This window comes from uncultured Ruthenibacterium sp., assembly GCF_963558415.1.
In the GTDB taxonomy this organism is placed as follows: Bacteria; Bacillota; Clostridia; order Oscillospirales; family Ruminococcaceae; genus Ruthenibacterium.
Genome location: NZ_CAUWGY010000001.1, coordinates 1 through 18,158, shown reverse-complemented (window position 1 = coordinate 18,158; position 18,158 = coordinate 1). Strand labels below are relative to the sequence as shown.

14 protein-coding genes are annotated in these 18,158 nt (G+C 44.0%); 13 read left to right on the top strand and 1 reads right to left on the bottom strand.

Annotated features, from left to right (window positions below; all coding sequences use genetic code 11):
• Positions 1–54: 54 nt before the first annotated feature.
• The 3 genes from AB5H98_RS00070 to AB5H98_RS00060 are packed head-to-tail and all read left to right on the top strand — an operon-like array spanning position 55 to position 3,006.
• Complete coding sequence (locus tag AB5H98_RS00070) at positions 55–858, top strand: creatininase family protein (protein ID WP_367923865.1); 804 nt, start codon at positions 55–57, stop codon at positions 856–858.
• 10 nt (positions 859–868) lie between these two features.
• Positions 869–2,248, top strand: a complete 1,380-nt coding sequence (locus tag AB5H98_RS00065) for an MFS transporter (RefSeq protein ID WP_367923864.1) — start codon at positions 869–871, stop codon at positions 2,246–2,248.
• Positions 2,245–3,006 (top strand): alpha/beta hydrolase, encoded by a 762-nt coding sequence (locus AB5H98_RS00060; protein ID WP_367923863.1) that lies wholly within the window; start codon positions 2,245–2,247, stop codon positions 3,004–3,006. The genes AB5H98_RS00065 and AB5H98_RS00060 overlap by 4 nt, the downstream gene beginning before the upstream one ends.
• A gap of 38 nt (positions 3,007–3,044) precedes the next feature.
• Here the strand turns inward: AB5H98_RS00060 and AB5H98_RS00055 are convergent, their stop codons facing one another.
• Positions 3,045–4,082 (bottom strand): LacI family DNA-binding transcriptional regulator, encoded by a 1,038-nt coding sequence (locus AB5H98_RS00055; RefSeq protein WP_367923862.1) that lies wholly within the window; start codon positions 4,080–4,082, stop codon positions 3,045–3,047.
• A 90-nt stretch (positions 4,083–4,172) separates the two neighbouring features.
• Between AB5H98_RS00055 and AB5H98_RS00050 the strand changes: the two genes are divergently transcribed.
• The 10 genes from AB5H98_RS00050 to AB5H98_RS00005 form a co-directional block, all read left to right on the top strand.
• Complete coding sequence (locus AB5H98_RS00050; RefSeq protein WP_367923861.1) at positions 4,173–6,053, top strand: sulfatase; 1,881 nt, start codon at positions 4,173–4,175, stop codon at positions 6,051–6,053.
• Between the two features lie 346 nt (positions 6,054–6,399).
• Positions 6,400–6,840, top strand: coding sequence for an N-acetyltransferase family protein (locus tag AB5H98_RS00045; RefSeq protein WP_367923860.1), 441 nt, complete (start codon positions 6,400–6,402; stop codon positions 6,838–6,840).
• A gap of 442 nt (positions 6,841–7,282) precedes the next feature.
• A complete protein-coding gene (locus AB5H98_RS00040) occupies positions 7,283–9,112 on the top strand; it encodes an ABC transporter ATP-binding protein (RefSeq protein WP_367923859.1) in 1,830 nt (609 codons plus the stop codon).
• Positions 9,102–10,919 (top strand): ABC transporter ATP-binding protein, encoded by a 1,818-nt coding sequence (locus AB5H98_RS00035; protein ID WP_367923858.1) that lies wholly within the window; start codon positions 9,102–9,104, stop codon positions 10,917–10,919. Before AB5H98_RS00040 ends, AB5H98_RS00035 begins: the two co-directional genes overlap by 11 nt.
• Positions 10,920–12,026: 1,107 nt before the next feature.
• On the top strand, positions 12,027–13,100 hold the full coding sequence (locus AB5H98_RS00030; protein WP_367923857.1) for a LacI family DNA-binding transcriptional regulator: 1,074 nt from the start codon (positions 12,027–12,029) through the stop codon (positions 13,098–13,100).
• Positions 13,097–13,858: a glucosamine-6-phosphate deaminase gene (locus AB5H98_RS00025; RefSeq protein ID WP_367923856.1), complete on the top strand. Its 762-nt coding sequence runs from the start codon at positions 13,097–13,099 to the stop codon at positions 13,856–13,858. Before AB5H98_RS00030 ends, AB5H98_RS00025 begins: the two co-directional genes overlap by 4 nt.
• Before the next feature lie 139 nt (positions 13,859–13,997).
• Entirely contained in the window at positions 13,998–15,314 is a 1,317-nt protein-coding gene (locus AB5H98_RS00020; protein WP_367923855.1) for an ABC transporter substrate-binding protein, read from the top strand.
• An 86-nt stretch (positions 15,315–15,400) separates the two neighbouring features.
• Complete coding sequence (locus AB5H98_RS00015; protein WP_367923854.1) at positions 15,401–16,282, top strand: carbohydrate ABC transporter permease; 882 nt, start codon at positions 15,401–15,403, stop codon at positions 16,280–16,282.
• A 13-nt stretch (positions 16,283–16,295) separates the two neighbouring features.
• Positions 16,296–17,141: a carbohydrate ABC transporter permease gene (locus AB5H98_RS00010; protein WP_367923853.1), complete on the top strand. Its 846-nt coding sequence runs from the start codon at positions 16,296–16,298 to the stop codon at positions 17,139–17,141.
• Positions 17,138–18,158 (top strand): alpha/beta hydrolase (locus AB5H98_RS00005; protein ID WP_367923852.1); only part of this gene is annotated, 1,021 nt, incomplete at its 3' end. The genes AB5H98_RS00010 and AB5H98_RS00005, both read left to right, overlap by 4 nt.

The window sequence follows — 18,158 nt, the reverse complement described above, 5'->3', positions numbered from 1 at the left end:
AGTAAAATAAAGGATTTATTGCATAAATGCGTTATCGTAAGTCAGGAGGGTAAAATGAGAACTGTGCAGTTAGAACATATGCGTCCGGAAGAGATTGTTGAACAACAGAAGAAAAAATCAATTGCCTATCTACCGTTAGGTCCTCTGGAATGGCATACGTTAGCACTTCCCTATGGAACCGACCCGATGATAGGGCACTTCCTGGCATGCAGAGTAGCCGAAAAAATTGGCGGTGTAGTATTGCCACCACTGTTTTTAGGCAGTGATTGCCCGCGTCCGAAAGAGCAACTTGAGAGACTAGGCTTTCACGATACAAATCAGTATATTGTCGGAATGGATTTTCCTAAAAATACAACAAAAAGTTTTTATCTTCCTCCGGAGATTGTTTCGCTTGTTTTAAGAGAATACGTTCGAATTCTGGTGGATATGAATTTTCGGATGATTATTCTTGTGAATTGTCACGGCGCGGCGACACAGGCAAAGCTGGTACAGGAATTGTGTGCGGAATTTACCAATAAGTCAAAGACGCTTGTAATCGATGGAATGCAGGAAATTTTTACGGCACAGGCCGATCCGAACACTTCCATTATGGGGCATGCCAATATCAGTGAAGCATCTCTGATGCAATATATTTCACATGAAGATGTAGATTATTCTACCTTTCCCTCTCAGGGGAAAATTCGATATGAAGATTATGCGATTGTTGATCGTTGTGTTCTGTTTGGAAATGTTCAGTCCGACGGATATGTGGTAAATGATCCCAGAAACTCGAGCCGGGAGTTGGGACAAAAATTGATGGAAGGGTGGGTGGAAAAGCTTTCCGAAAAAATCAATACACTTTATTCTAATGTGATGTAAGGAGGAAATTATGAAAGAAGTTAGTGCAGTCAAGGCCAGCGCCAAAAATATCATTGGGTTTGGTATTGGAAATATTGGATCCACCCTTTGGTTTCAATTTGTAAGTATGTATTTGCTTTTCTTCTATACAAACATTATGGGTGTTTCGGTTGTAGTGGCAGGTACCGTGTTCATGGTTACACGTATAGTAGATGCCGTGTCCGATCCGATCGCCGGCGTTATGGCCGACAAAACAAACAGTAAAATTGGTAAGTTTCGCCCATTTTTGTTAGTGGGTGCCCCTCTGACAGGTATTGTATTGGTGCTTATGTTCTGGGCTCCGGAACTCACACCATTTGGTGCTGCAGTTTATTGCTATACCACTTATATTTTGGGAAGTCTTTCCCGCACGGTTGTGGATACACCTTATCACTCCATCGTTTCGATCCTTTCTACGGACCCGGATGAACGTGGCCGGATTGTTGGAATCAAAAACTTGTTTGCGGTGGCTACGACACTTCTGTTAGGTCCTGTGATGAACTTTGTAAACGCTCTTGGAAATGGCGTGTTTGCCTGGAGAACAATGGCGTGTATCTACGCGGTGATCGTGACGGTTACTTATTGGATTTGCGCATGGCTGATCAAAGACAAAGATGTTCATGTAGAAACGGTAAAGGTCGAAAAGGTCAGCATTAAAAAGCAGTTAACAGCCATTGTAAAAAATCCAGCTATTCTTCTAGTGATTGTTTCCTTTGCAACGGACTCCTTCGCTTATCAAATTGTCAATGCAGTTAATGCGTACTTCTTCCTTTACAATATGGACAACAAAACGGATTTGATCGCCTTGACGCAATATCCGACAATCATTGCAATGATTTTATCAGCGGCCTTTTTAAAGTTCGTTTTCCAGCACTTTGGAAAAAAGGTGTCCTTTATTGCCATTGAGGCACTGCTCTGCATTCCGTGTGTAGGTTTGTTGCTTACAAATCGAGCTAACACAGTTACCATCATGATCTGGATTATTGCCTTTGCAATTATGCAAGTCTTTGCGCAAAATATCGTTTGGAGCGTACTTCCCGATTGCGCTGACTATGCAGAACTGAAGTTGGGAATTAAGTCGGCGGCAACGATTACGTCTACTTTTACATTCATGAATAAAATGTCTCAGGCGTTGGGAGCCTTTGTTTCCAGTTTGATTCTTGCTAATTTGGGATTTGTAGAAGGTGCTGCTACTCAAAATGAAGCGGTCATGAGCGGTATTCTTTATATGAGAACCCTAATTCCGATTGCGGCATATTTGATTTCTGTGGTGGCGTTGATCTTTTATCCAATCCGTCGGAAAGATGAAGTGGAAATGGCACAGAAAATTACTGCCATTCGACTTGCAGAGAGAAAGGAGGAGGTCAAATGAAATTAAAACCTAGGTTTATGGAAAATTGCGAACCTTTCTTGAAGATTGGAAACAATGGAATAGGCCTAATTTTTCAGCATGGTTCCACAGGTACTCCCGCTGCAATGAGATATGCCAGTGATTATTTTTTTGCAAAAGGATATACAGTTCTAGCTCCGGCTCTTGCAGGACATGCTACAGACGTAGAGGATATTTCGCGTTGTACGATCGACGATTATCGTACGGAGCTGGAAAAGGCGATTTTTCTTTTGAGAAGTTGTTGCAATAGAGTCATTTTATGTGGTTTGTCAATGGGAGGAATTTTGTCGGCAATCGTCGGATCGTATATGAATCTTGACGGTTTAGTAATCATGGCTGCCCCCTCTTGGAATTTTCAAATGTCGGATGCAAAGACGGATTGCGCAAGCAGAAATCCGGAAGACAACGGGTGGTACAAACCTGAATTAATGGGAGAGTGGAAAACTTATTCGATGGAGGAAATGATAAAGCGTATGCCAAGTGGAAATGGTATGCAAGAGCTTTTGAAATTGGAGAAAGAAACTGTCGATGAAATTCAGGTACCAACATTATTGATTTATTCAAAAGGGGATAAAGTGTGTGATTGGCACCAAGGCGAGGTGATTTTCGATTGCATACAAGCACCGAAAAAGGAATTTTGCGTTTTAGAACACAGCGGACATGTGCTCACCGCAGATGGAGAGCGCGATTTGGTATTCCAAAGAATTGAAACTTTTATAGAAAAACATTGTAACGTGTAATTAAGAAAATCCCGCTTCCTGGAATAGGAAGCGGGACTTCATTTGAATGATTCAGCGATTGATTCTCGGATGATAATGCGACTTTCAATGTAGCAATGCTTATTCGTGGGCAGTTCCTGCTTGAGAAGGTAATTGGACAAAATCTGAATGGCCAACTCGCCTTGCAGACGAGGATTTTGGCTGATAACGGCCTGAATCATTCCGCTTTTTAGATTTTCCAGAACCGGATTAGGCGTATCGAAGAAAACAGTCCGAAATTTCTTGTGTGAACTGGCTTCCTGTATGGCCTTAATTCCACCGGTAACGGCCGCACCCATGTAAAGAATTGCGTCGGCATTTGGGTAGAGATCCAAGGTTTGTTGGGTTAGTTTGTAGGAATCGATATCGGTATTGGAAAGTTCTTGTATACAGCATACAGAGAGCTCCGGAAAAAGCTGCAGATGATTTTCGAATGCGGAAAGACGTTGGCGATGCCCTAACATATCCAAGGAGGGAGTAAATACCGCCAAATTAGCTCGTCCACCTGTGATGAGATTAATCAGTCCCGCAGCAATTCGGCCGCTCTGAGCATAATTGTTTCCTACATAGGCCAGATAAGGGCACTCTGGAAGAGTGGCATTTAATAAAACAACAGGAATTCCCAATTCGTCCAGTTCAGTGAGCTTGCTGCGAATATCTGGATGGTTAATTGGAACAAGTGCTATGGCGGAAGTTTTTTCTTCAACGGCCTGGTCAATCAGGTGAAGCTGTTTGTGATAATCAAAATCAGGGCAATGTTTGATCTCTACCGAGATTCCAAAGGCAGAAATACTTTCTGCCTCATGTTCAATTCCGTGGATAACTTCATCATAGTAATCATTTTTTTGAATATGGAGGATGATGGTAATTTTAAGATTACGGTTCCGGATTGCAAGCGATTTTGCCGCTGAATTAGGTTTGTAGTTCAACTCTTCCGCAATTTTTAAAATACGTGCCTTCACATTGGGCGCAATGCGACCACGATTGTTCAAAGCACGGTCTACTGTGCCAATCGAAACACCTGCCAGTTCGGCGATATATTTCATTGTTACGGCCATATGCAGTCCTCCCCCCAATGTGATCTGTAAAAAGTATAATCAATTGGGCAGGAAAGTTCAACCAATCCCGCTCAGAAAAGAGGAAAGCAAATGAAAGCAGTCATGTTAATGTTTGATTCGTTAAATCGGAAAATGCTTCAACCATATGGATGCAATTGGACACAAACACCGAATTTTCAGCGTTTAAGCGAAAAGGCTGTGCAGTTCAACAACTGCTATGCGGGAAGTCTTCCTTGCATGCCAGCCCGGCGCGAGTTGCACACTGGAAGATACAACTTCCTTCATCGAAGCTGGGGACCGGTCGAACCATTTGACGATTCAATGCCCCAAATTTTGAAAGAACATGGAATTTATACACATTTGATTTCGGATCACATTCATTATTGGGAGGACGGAGGTGCGACATATCATTATCGATACAACTCTTGGGAAATTATACGCGGGCAAGAGGGTGATAAATGGAAGTGTCTGCCAGAATTATTGGAGCCAACGACCTCAAGTAATGTTCAGAATCGGGATGGGATTTATTTTTATTCTACTGGTGATCTTCAAAAACATGACAATGTAAACCGTCAATTCCAACGAAAAGAAGAAAATACATCGCTGGCGCAGACGGTTCGAGCAGGATTGGATTTCCTGGATACAAATCATTTGTGTGACCATTGGTTCTTGCAAATCGAGTGTTTCGATCCTCATGAACCTTTCTTTTCTCCGCAAGAATGCGAACGAAGTTATCCGGATACTTACCGTGGCCCGACTGCGGATTGGCCACCCTATCATCATGTGACAGAAACGGAAACGCTAAAAAATCATTACCGTGCAGAATATGCCACATTGCTGTCACGCTGTGACCAATATTTAGGGAAGGTTTTAGATAAATTTGATCAGTATGATCTTTGGAAGGATACGTTGTTGATTGTCAATACAGACCACGGATATCTCTTGGGAGAGCATGGCTGGTGGAGTAAGGTTGTGATGCCCTGTTATGATGAAATTGTGCATCTCCCGCTGTTTATATACGATCCTCGATTTGGGCATGGAGGAGAAACAAGAGATCAAATTGTTCAAACCATTGACATTCCAGCCACACTTTTAGAATTTTTTGGCGTTGATTTACCCAATGATATGCAGGGAAAACCTGTGCGAAATGTCATTTGTGAGAACGCCGCAATTCGTGAATATGCATTGTTTGGTATACACGGGGCACATGTGAATCTGTTTGATGGACGGTATGTGTACATGAAAGCACCTGCAACGGCGCAGAATGCTCCTTTATATGAATATACGGTCATGCCAATGCATATGCGTTCGCTTTTTTCTGTAGAAGAGATGAAAAATGCACAAGCTGTTCCTGGTAATCAGTTTTCCTTTACAAAGGGAACGCCTGTTTGGAAAATTCCAAAAGGCAATGGGAATGGTGCGCGTGATTTTAGCGACCTTTTAATCAATGGAAAAGATAGTGAAGAAGCCAAACACATTGATAACAATAGTTTTGTAAATGCGGCAAATTTTGGAGATAAGTTGTTTGATCTCAATACCGACCCACAGCAAAAAAACGAATTGACGGATATTGAACAGGAAACTCGTCTCGCCAATTTGTTGCAGCGGGCCATGCAGGAAAATGAAAGTCCAAAAGAGCAGTTTGCAAGGCTCGGGATTCCGAATGATCGCGAAATTACAGAAAAGGATGTTCTCGAATGGCATCGAAGAAAAGAACAGGAAAAGCAAAATTTACCTCTGGCGCAATGGACATGGACACAAGAAGCAATCAATGCATTTCACATGTTTATGAAATTTTTGCCGCCGATGCAACAGGAGCAGGCGATTGAAAAACTCAAAGATCGTATTCATTTGCAAGAAAGTCGACAAGTTTCACAAACAAGTATTATGCAACTTATTCCTTGTTTCTTTTCTGGAGATTCTGCAGAGATGATTGCATATTTTGTCGACATGGCTAGCCGCAGCCAATAAAATTTTCTGTTGGATTTTTGCCAAAGGTTGAATCCAAAGAGATTTATGAAAATCGCGAAAAATGTAATGTATAGCATAAAACAAAGAAATAACGGCTGGTGGTGTTTCCATCAGCCGTTATTGTATGGCTGCAAATAAATAGGATGATTTTCCAACCCTTTTTGGACGACGATGATTTTGAATTTGGAAACAATTTTGGAGAATCTTTGTGTAGAATGGCGAAAATTAAATAGACACCATTTTTATATGCCTGGAACATGTATAATTGATTCAAGAGAATGCCGTAAGACTGGATAAGTAAATGATTCCAAGAAAAGATAGAAACATACAACAAGGAGAACAAACGATGGATTACACAATTCGGTTTGCAAGGATTGATGACCGAGATTGGATATTTGCGCTTAAGTCAGAGTCAATTCGTCCCTATGTAGAAAAAATTTGGGGCTGGGATGAAAACTATCAGAAAAGTGACTTTGCTAGAGACTTTTCCGAAATCGAGCAGTTCCGTATAATCGAGATGAATGGGAATTGTGCTGGCTTTATTCAGTGCAGCTTTGACGATCCATATTATGAAGTGGTAGAAATTCATTTATTTGAAGAATATCGGGGCAAAGGCATCGGTTCAGATCTTTTAAAGAATCTTCAGAAATTTTGTGTTGCACAAGGGAAAAAAGTTCGAATTGGTTGTTTCAAAGAAAACCGTGGAGCCAAAAGACTCTATGAAAAACTGGGCTTTATCCAGACAAAAGAAACAGACACGCACTATATCATGGAGTACAAAAAATAATCTACCCACGGAACGATTGTATGGTAAAAAATTTCGATATGATTTTATGAAGATAAAAAAGATTGTACTTTTTACGGGATGATTTTTGATGGAGCCAATTTTGTGAAAGAAGCCGTCACTTTGCGAAGAATCACCGGTAGAAATTCGTCGAACCGACGAATTCCATCGCTCTTCTCGTGAGGCTTTCGAAATTTACTTGACAAGTGAAACCGAACAGCGTATATTGGTCTTCGTCGATACAAATATATGACGCATAAAAGAAAGGAGGCGGGCAGAATGATCAAAAAACGGTTCAACAATTACACAATTTGTTTAAGCCGATGGAAAGAGCTGTCCGCGCCTTATTCTGCCCGATACAACGGGTAACTTTGCGCGTTTTATTCAACGTCCCCGGCTTTGTTCCGGGGACGTTTTTTTGTTTGTAAAAAAGGGAGGGAATTGTTTGAGACAATCGAAACGAGCGTTGATCTGGAGGTTTTTGCGGCCATACCTTTGGATTTTTGCGCTCACGCTTGGATTTTCCATGGGAAACACGGTGCTTGGTTCGCTCACGCCGCAAGTGGTGCGCGTGGCGGTCGACTCCATTCTTGGGGGAGAAGATTTCCCCAATATCGTGAAGAAATTCGCACCAGATGCGCTCCTTACTGCGGCTCCGATGACACAGCTTTTTGCGGCGGCAGGTTTTTTGCTCTTGGTGGCAGTGCTCTCGGGACTGTGTACTTATGGAAGCCGTATGGGTACATCAAAGGGATCCGAGAACTTTGTCAAGTCACTGCGTGACGCGCTGTATCGCCATATCCAACGGCTTCCGTACGCGTGGCATGTTCGACACAGCACAGGTGAAATCATTCAGCGCTGCACGTCGGATGTCGAAGTTGTGCGCAATTTTGTCACAAATCAGCTACTCGAGGTGTTCCGCATTATCTTCCTCGTGGCTTTTTCACTTGTAGTAATGTTCTCGATGAACTGGAAGATGACGCTGATTGCCGTCGGTTTCCTTCCGGTCATCCTTCTTTATTCCGGATTTTTTTATTCGAAGATTGCCAAGCGCTTTTTGACAGCGGACGAAGCTGAAGGAGAACTCTCTGCAACAGTGCAGGAGAATCTCACCGGCGTACGTGTTGTGCGTGCGTTTGGCCGTGAAAAGTTTGAGGTGGAGCGTTTCGACAAGAAAAACGAACGATTCGCATCTTTGTGGATTCGTCTCGGACGGTTGTTAAGTGCATACTGGGGGATTGGGGATTTTATCACTGGTATGCAGATTCTCACCGTCATTTCTGTAGGTGTCCTTCAGGCGGTCAACGGGGAAATTACGCTTGGCGAATTCCTTGCATTTGTATCGTACAACCAGTCGCTTGTTTGGCCGGTGCGGGGACTCGGAAGAATCCTTTCCGAGATGAGTAAGGCAGGCGTTTCCATAGAGCGCCTTGCTTACATTCTCGATTCTGAACCAGAGCAGGAGCCTGAAAACGCGCAGACACCCCCGATGGACAAGGATATCGTCTTTGATCATGTGTCGTTCGCTTATGGGGAACAAGCGGTTCTTCGCGACGTGAGTTTTACCATTCCCGCGGGCAAGACGTTTGCTATTCTCGGTGCGACAGGCAGTGGCAAATCTACTATGGTGCACCTGCTCGACCGTCTCTATGATCTTTCACCGAATGGCGGGAGGATTACAGTTGGTGGCGTAGATATTTCTAAAATCAGCCGTCCGTATCTGCGGCGGAACATTGGCATTGTACTGCAGGAGCCGTTCCTGTTTTCACGCACTATCCGTGAGAATATTGCTGCTGTGCGTCCTGGAGCTTCGATAGAGGAAGTCCGCCGTCAGGCGGGAACGGCGCACGTGGACGATGCCATTCTTGAGTTTGCCGATGGATACGAAACCATTGTCGGCGAGCGCGGTGTGACGCTTTCAGGCGGTCAGAAACAACGTGTTGCCATCGCACGTACACTGATGCTGGATGCACCGATCCTTATTTTTGATGACTCACTTTCTGCTGTTGATGCGGAGACGGACGCTGAAATTCGGGCTTCGCTCCATCAAGCAAAGGGTTCGGCAACGGTCATCCTCATTTCTCACCGCATTACAACCCTTATGCAGGCCGATCTCATTCTTGTTCTCCAGGACGGTCGCGTCGCGGAGTTAGGGAGCCATGATGAGCTGATGAAGCAGAACGGTCTGTACCGCGAAATCTATGATTTACAGATGACGGGAGAGGATAGAGATCTCCTGTTTGCCGAGAAAGGAGGCGAAAGTCATGGGATATGATGAGCAGGAATATACAAAATCGTTTGATATACGCTCTTGGAAAAAGTTGCTTCCATTTTTACGGCCGTATCGAAGTTTGATTATTGTGGTGCTTGTGCTCAACATTGTGTGTGCTGTCATCGACATTGCGCTGCCTTTATTTCAGCGGTATGCCATTGATGAATTCATCGAAACGGGTGACGTGTCCGGTCTGCCGGGTTTCGTCCTATTTTATGGATGTATTATAGGTTTACAGGCGTTGGCGGTTATCATGTTCACGCGACGTTCGATGCGTATCGAGATGCAGATTGGCCGCGACATGAAACGGGCGTGCTTTGTACATCTGCAGACGCTTTCGCTTTCATATTACAACGTCACTCCTGTCGGTTATCTTCTGTCGCGTATCATGAGTGACACAAACCGCATCGCCGGTATGATTGCTTGGAATTCAGTCGATATCTTGTGGGCGGTGTTCTATGTTCTCGGCGTGTTCGTGATGATGTTCCTTCTCAATCCTGGACTTGCAGCAGCGGTAATTCTTATTGTGCCAGCGATTTCATTTTTAACTGTGTGGTTCCAAGACAAGATTTTGCGCTGGAATCGACGTGTTCGGAAGATGAATTCACGTATCACAAGTGCTTACAACGAAGGTATCATGGGAGCACGTACGTCGAAGACACTCGTTATTGAAGAGCAGAACAGCCGCGAGTTTGAAGAGGTCACGCAGGATATGCGTGTCTCATCGGTGCGTGCGGCACGGCTTTCTGCCGTCTATATTCCGCTGGTGATGTTTTTTAGTTCTCTGACCACGGCAATCGTCCTCGCGAGAGGTGGTGCATTGGCGCTTGAGAATTTGATTTTGATTGGCACGCTGTCGGCATTCACATCGTACGCAGTCGGCATTTTCGAACCGATTCAGCAGATTGCCCGCAACATTGCGGACATTCTTTCTCTGCAGGCAAACATTGAGCGTGTAATGGGCTTGCTCGAGCAAGAGCCACTCATTACCGATACACCTGAGGTGATTGAGAAGTACGGGACAGTTTTTGAGGCTAAACGTGAGAACTGGGAACCGATTCGCGGCGATATTGAGTTCCGTGATGTCTCTTTCCGTTATCCAGACGGCAACGAAGACGTTCTTACGCATTTTAATCTGAAGATTCCCGCAGGGTCCACAATTGCCATCGTGGGCGAGACAGGAGCAGGAAAGAGCACACTGGTCAATCTCGCATGCCGCTTTTTTGAGCCGACGTCCGGCCAAGTGCTCATTGATGGTAAGGATTATCGTGAGCGCAGCCAGCTCTGGCTGCATAGCAGCATTGGATACGTACTTCAGAGTCCACATCTGTTTTCTGGTACAGTAATGGAGAACATCCGATACGGGCGTCTTGACGCAACGGACGATGAGGTCATTGCGGCGGCGAAGGCCGTCTCGGCCGATCAGATTGCCATGAAGCTTGAAAAGGGATACGAAAGCAATGTCGGAGAGGGCGGTGACCGCCTTTCCACAGGTGAAAAGCAATTGATTTCGTTTGCACGTGCGGTGCTGGCGGATCCGCGCATCTTCGTTCTTGACGAGGCAACAAGCTCCATCGATACAAAGACAGAACGTCTTATTCAGGACGCAACGGAACTTCTGCTCAAAGGGCGCACGTCGTTTTTAATTGCGCATCGTCTTTCGACCATTCGGCATGCGGATTTAATCCTGGTCGTCCGTGACGGCGCAATCGTTGAACAAGGAACGCATGATGAGTTGATTCGTAAAAAAGGTTATTATCGAGATTTGTACCGCAGGCAGTTTGAACAGGAGAGGGTACAGCGAATGTAAGGTACAAATGAGATGGATACTTGTTGGTACACGCTCCAAAACAAGAAATGCGTAATTGCAGCAGGATAAGGGAATTGCAATGTATGCCTATGGGTGCAGGCTGTTGAAAAAATGCACTCCATTTGACGTTCGTTAAAAGTTAAAAAAGAAAAGCGGTCGTATATTTTGTACGGCCGCTTTTTTGTTGTTTACGCTACCGCGTCATTGGACGGGAACTTCAGGGGAAACAAGTTATCTCGCACGATACCACCGCACTAAAGTTTCCCCCAAGGAAATCCGATGTTCGGGTGAGTTTATCGGATTCTTTTTCATAAAAACCGAAACAGAGCCTGCTCGTATTTTTTAGACAGATGGTATGAAGTTCGTTTGGGAGTGGTCAAAACGAGAGCGATTTCAATTAGTGGACTGGTAGAAGTGGAAGAAAGAGCAGTAAGCAAGTTAAGTGTATAGACAAGCAACGTTTTGGCGATGAATGAATTTAAAAGTGAGATTGATGAAAAGTCACGGTGCAAAGTTTGGGCTTTGCACCGTGACTTTTTTATTCTTACAAAAGAATCAGCTCTCTTTTTAGAGAGTGGTTGAAAGAAGAATAAAATACCTTTTCGAAGTGAAAGCTAAAACCCGATGATTAAGATGATTTTTTAATGAATTTAAAGAAAAATTACTGTGTTTTTTGTTTTTTTCTTGATAAAAAACCGCTGATTCTCTGTGCCATTTGCTTGTGTGTTTTCTCTTTAAAAGTGCGGTTTAACGTTATTTTTTTAAAATGTAGAATTTTGTATACTCCACTAACATTTCCAAATAAACTTTAGAAAATTTTCACAACACATGGAAAATATTTACAGTAAAAATTTTCAAAGTATGGTTCATTTTGTTTAAAAGCTTTACTGTGTGAAATGGTTAAATTTTTTCCATATTGACCATTTGCGTTTAATTTTCAATAAAAATTTTTACTTAAGGGGGAGGGCAAAATGGGATTTTCAAAGAAAAAACTAGCTGTAAAAAACTGGAAATTGTTGGTATTGTACAATAAAATCTAGTTTTACAAAATAAATTTTGTTTGCTACGATACAGAAAACGTTTACTGAACCGAAAGGGACAGAGCTCATGAGTGAAAATAAGAAATCTACGATTGTGGATGTGGCCCGGGCTGCAGGCACGTCCACTGCCACCGTATCTCGAGTGCTTAGCGGTATTGATTATCCAATTAGCAGGCAATTACGTCAAAGAGTAATGCAGGTTGCTCGCGAATTGAACTATAAACCTAATTTGATTGGCAAAATGCTGCAAGCGGGATCAAGCGAAAAGGAAATAGGTGTTATTCTTCCATCGATTGTAAATCCTTTTTATGCCAGTTTGATGTCAGCCGTGGAAGAGGAATGTGTACAGCGCTCTTATGTTCCATTGCTGTGTTTATCCCAAAACAGCAGCCGATTGGAGACCCAGCATATTGAAATGCTGGAACAAAAACAGGTTTCTGGTATTTTGCTGTCCTGCATTCACATGGATGAAGTTTTTATGGAAAGACTGCGTCGATTGGAGATTCCTTGTGTGTTGTTTGACCAGACCTATGAGGAATATCCTGGCAGAAATGTAGGATTTGATTTCTACAAAGGCGGTATGATGGCTACACGGTATTTGATTGAATGTGGCCATCGGGATATTGCTTTTGCCAGTGGTCCTCTGGATCGGCGAAGCCGAAAACAGCGATTGGATGGTTATAAAGCGGCACTGAGGGAAAGTGGTATTCGTTTTAACTCACGGCGGTTGCTCGTGTGTAATGTTTCCGGAGATGCAGATGGTGAAAATGCAGAATTTTGTAATGGATATGCACTTGGGGAACAGCTTCTTGCCAGCGAATGCTTACCGGATGCAGTCGTGGCCATCAACGACATGACCGCAATCGGCATGATTCAGTGCCTGAAAGCACATAACGTGTATGTTCCTGCGGATGTCTCGATAATCGGGTTCGATAATATTTATCTCAGCGATTTTGTTGAACCGGCGCTGACGACCATTCATCAACCTTCGAATGAAATGGGACGCCGGGCAGCACGTATGCTGTTGGATGCAATCGAATATCCGGACAGCGCACAGGAAAATGTTGTAATGCAACCAAAACTAGTGGAACGAAAATCGGTGAGAAAGGTGTACAGAAGGGTAAGGAGGTTATTGCCTTGATAAAAAAACAGTACGGCAAGGTGGATTTAAAAATTTATGATAGCCGTGCCGAAATGGGTCGCGCAGCGGCCGAAGAGGCGGCTGCCTGTATGCGTAAGTTGCTGGAAAAAGAGCCGGAAATCAACTGCATTTTTGCAGCAGCACCCTCTCAGACAGAATTTCTGCAGGAACTGTGCAAACAGCCTGGCATCGATTGGAGTCGTGTGAATGGTTACCACATGGACGAATATGTGGGCTTACCGCTTGGCCACAAGAAATCTTTCAATCATTTTTTGTGCCAATCCATTTTTGACAAAGTTCCGTTCAAAAGTGTGAACTTGATGAATGGCTCTCGTCCTGTAGAAGAGGAGATCGCGCGTTATGATCAACTGCTAAAGGATGCGCCCACACATATCACTTTTATGGGGATTGGAGAGAATGGCCATGTGGCTTTTAACGATCCTCCCGTAGCAGATTTTGAAGATAAGGCACGAATCAAAAAAGTGAAGTTGGATCCTGTTTGCAGAGAACAACAGGTACACGACCGCTGCTTTGCCACGCTGGAAGAAGTGCCCGAGTACGCACTAACGGTTACGGTCCCCAGACTGATGAATAGTCAATACATCTTTTGTATTGTTCCTTCGCACACAAAGCATGATGCGGTTGTAGCCGCTTTGACTGGACCTGTGAGTACCGCCTGCCCCGCCAGCATTTTGCGCCAAACCGAGAATGTACGTATGTACATTGACAAGGAGTGTGCCGGAGAACTGGCGCAGTGATGGTTTACGAAGAAGTTGATTATTTGCTGAAAGTTTTGGAAAGGAGGATGTAGTATATTTCGATCTGTTTTGATAACAGAGTTTCAGACCGACTCAATACGAAAAAATTGAAAAGGATACAGAAAAGGAGGCTTACCCGATGAAAAAGAAATCTTTGTTGGCGTTGATTATGTGTGTAGCACTTGCAATTACATCTTGTGGAAGCGATACGCAAACTTCTTCTACACCGTCCGATTCGTCTACAGCAAGCACGGCCGGTACCGAGAAGATGATGGTCACCTATATGCAATCCGGCATCAACGATGAAGCTGCCAAAGCACTTGCAACCGAGTTCGCGGAGGAAACCGGTGTGGAAGTAGAAGTCGTGGCATTCCCTTGGGATGTTTTGAGGCAGAACAATACGACGGATATTCTCTCAGGAAATCATCAATATTCGGTGATGTCCGGTGGCGCCTATCTGGTAGATATTTTTTCTCATATGACACCGCTTACAGAGTACATTGAGAGAGATGGATTCGGAGAAGGCCTGATTCCCGGTCTGATGGACAAGACAAATTATTATGAGGGAGAGGTCATTGGCATCCCTTATAATTTGGATGCATATGGCATTGTGTATCGAAAGGATTTGTTCGAAGAATATGGAATTGAGTTGCCTAAAACTTGGGATGAATTCTATGCGTGCCTTGACCAGCTAAAAGAAAAATTACCTTCTGACATTGCTCCTTATGTGTTTGCAGGCGGTGCGCCGGAACAGGTCGGCAACCTATTCCTGGCCAGATATGGTGGCTACTATATCAACAGTGAAGGCAATTACGAAATTGAGCTGGATAAAGCAGCAGCGGCAATCGATGATATCATTGCGACCTATGGATATGGCCCCAATAACATTTCTTCTTTGAGCATTGATCAGGCAAACGCAATGTTCTTGCAAGGAAAAGCGGCTGTGACAGAATGCTGGCCCTCTTTCCTGTATGGCTCTGCTGCGGATCCTTCGCAATCTGAGATCGTAGGAAAATGGGGAATTGCTCCTTATCCCACCGATGGCGGCGTGCCTTTCCTGAGCTGCTGGAATATGTTTATTCCCAAAGAAATCGAAGATACAGAGCTCGCTTGGAAGTGGGTGGACGAGTTTGCAAGTGAGGAAAATTCTCTGGATTTCTTCTTGAACTATAATATGGGCCCCATTTATTCCAGTACTTATCAGGATCCTCAGGTCATCGAAAAATTTGGTGAGAATGCCTTTGACGGACATTTGGAAAATGTAGCAAATGCTTACGATTTCCCCATGAGCGGTGAAGGACAGGATATTATTTGCCGAATTGTAGGAGATGCACTGGTTGGTAAAATTACATCGCAAGAGGCTGCGGAACAAATCAATCAAAACCTAGGTTCTTTGGAAGTGACGCCGCAGGTGATGGAGCTGGCCGAACGGAATGACCAGTTTATACAAGGATAAGAATTTGACTTGATAGTCACTCCCGTACCTGGCGATACCGCCAGGTACGGGAGTGCGAATTTGATGAAAAGGAGGTTGCATTCACGATGCTTGTAACCAAACGAGATCAGAAATATTTATGGTTGCTGGTAGCACCTGCGCTTATTGTTATTCTTTTGGCACAGGCATATCCCTTGATTTATTCGTTGGTTATCAGCTTCCGGGAATGGACTCTGGCGACGTCGGATACTCCACAAGGATTTACGCTGGATAACTACATAAAGGCTTTTACAAATCCCAATTTCCTGTACTCGTGTAAAATCAGTCTGCAATTTATGGTTCAAACCATTGTGGTTGAATTAATTGTAGGTTTTTTGTTGGCATACCTTTTTATCGGATCGTCCAAAATCATCAAGATTTGCCGTACGATTTTGTTGATTCCTATGTCGATCGCCGCAGTAGTTTGCGGCAATATGTGGCGCATTTTTTTCGACACCAATACCGGAATGATCAATCTGCTTTTAGCAAAAATCGGAATCAGCGGCCCCAATTGGTTGGGAGACCCCGATTGGGCAATGACGGCCGCTGTCATTGTTTCCATTTGGCAGTATGTCTCATTTTCTTTTCTGATTTATACTGCTTCCATGACTTCTATTCCTGATACGCTGATTGAAGCAGCTACCATTGACGGGGCCAGCAGATGGGCGATTATTCGGAAAATTTTTGTTCCGCTGACTTTGCCTGCAACACTGTTGATTTTGATTTTCCGTATTATTGATGCGTTTTTTGTTTTTGATCAGATTTATACTTTGACTTTTGGTGGACCAGGAACCAGTACCCAAGTTGTATCCATGTACATTTACAATCAGGGGTTAAAATATTACAACATCAGTTATGCTTCTGCGGCTGCATGGGTTGTTATGCTTTTGGCGTTTTTGATTTGCGGTCTGCTTCTGAAGTTCAAAAACAACGTAGAGAATCGTTTTTGAATGGGGGTTGATTATGAAAAAGAAAAAGGTCACGGCCTATCCAATCATCCGATGTGCGGTGATTACTGCTTCTGTGGCGGCAGTTGTTCTGCCAATCATATTTTTGTTTTTTACAAGTGTAAAACCCGAAAGCGAACTGTATAATAACCCTCGAATTTTTCCCACGCAATTTATATGGGATAATTATAAATCAATTTTCAATTTGCAAAGTATCAACGACGGAATTCTTTTTTATTTGAAAAACACGATTATTGTGGCGGTGGTATCCACTGTGGTAACGGTGTTTTTGGGTTCGATGTGCGCTTACGGACTGACACGGCTGACAAAAAGCCGTTTGATTGTCATCATCACAGCCGTCATTGTTTTGGTTCGATTTTACCCGAAAATCACCGTGATTCTTCCCTATTTTCTCTTGATGAAAAATTTGCATCTTTTGGATACACTTGCCGCAATCATCATCTCTCATATTTCGATTGGCATTCCTTTGACCGTGATGATGATGACGACTTTTTACAAAGAAGTTCCCCGTGAGATCGAGGAGGCCAGCCGTGTTGATGGGGCCAGTGTGCTTACCACTTATTTTCGCGTGATTGTGCCGACCACTTTGAGCGGTATGGCTGCCACGGCCATTTTAATGGTAATGACATCCTGGAACGAGTTTTTGATGGCGTCGGCACTGGCATCCAACCGCGCAAAAACATTTCCCATAGTCATTGCGGGTTTTGTTACGGATAAGGGGACTGACTGGGGAGGCATGGCCGCATTGAGTATTGTGGCAATGGTGCCTATGGTGATCATTGTTCTGTTCACGCAAAAGTATTTGATTCGAGGATTGACTGCGGGGGCGGTAAAAGGATGAAGAAAGTACAGGATGAGCACAGTCGGAAGTATTCGGTAGGAGTTCCAGGCGGTGAAATCCATCTTCCATCCTTAGTAACACAAGATACTTGTCTTGAAAAATGGGAGATAGACCGGGATGCAATTCGTCATCGTCTCCTTTGTGTGCTAGGACAGGCTCCACAGCCGACGGCTCTCTCTTGGCATGTTTTATATGAGAAGAAAGAAGAAAATTTCTCTTTGCAAAAAATTGCTTACAGCAGTTGTGATGGAGAAACAGCCACTGGTTATTTATTGATTCCCAATAAGGTTTCTGTGCAAATGCCTGCTGTGTTGGCGCTGCATCCCACAGATATAGCATGTGCAGAATCGGTACTGATACAAAGAGAGGACTGCGAGGAGAATTATCCGTACGGGTACGAACTTGTGCAACGGGGATTTGTTGTATTTGCACCGGATCTTTTTGTTCGTTGGCATTGTCCGGATGCGGTCTCGTTAGACCAGAGATACAATACGAATTTTCTGGAGCAAAAGCATCCGCAATGGTCTGCCATGGGGCGTGCTGTATACGATCACCGCCAAGCGCTCAATTTGTTGTGCTCACTTCCTTATGTGGATTCAAAACGGATAGGAGTGATTGGGCACTCACTGGGCGGAACGAATGCCTTGCTCCTTGCCGCTTTGGACGAGCGCGTCCAAGCGACTGCTGTCAGTTGTTGTCTGTGCAGTTTTTGCTGTCATCCCAATGTTCAAGTTTGGTGCAGAGAAAGTGGATTTTGTTATTTCCCGGCTTTTCGTCAGACAATTTCAGAGGGATTTGTTCCCTTTGAATGGATGGAAGTACTTGCCTGCACAGCACCCCGGCCCATGTATATTTTTCAAGCTAAAAGGGATATGTGGTTTCCTCGGTGGGACGGAGCAGGTGAAAGTGTAAAGCGAGCACAAGATATCTACCGTTTGTATCATCGGCCGGAATATTTAAAATGGGTGTGCGACTTGTTCGCTGCTAAAAAACTCCGGAAACGGAAACAAGGTAGCG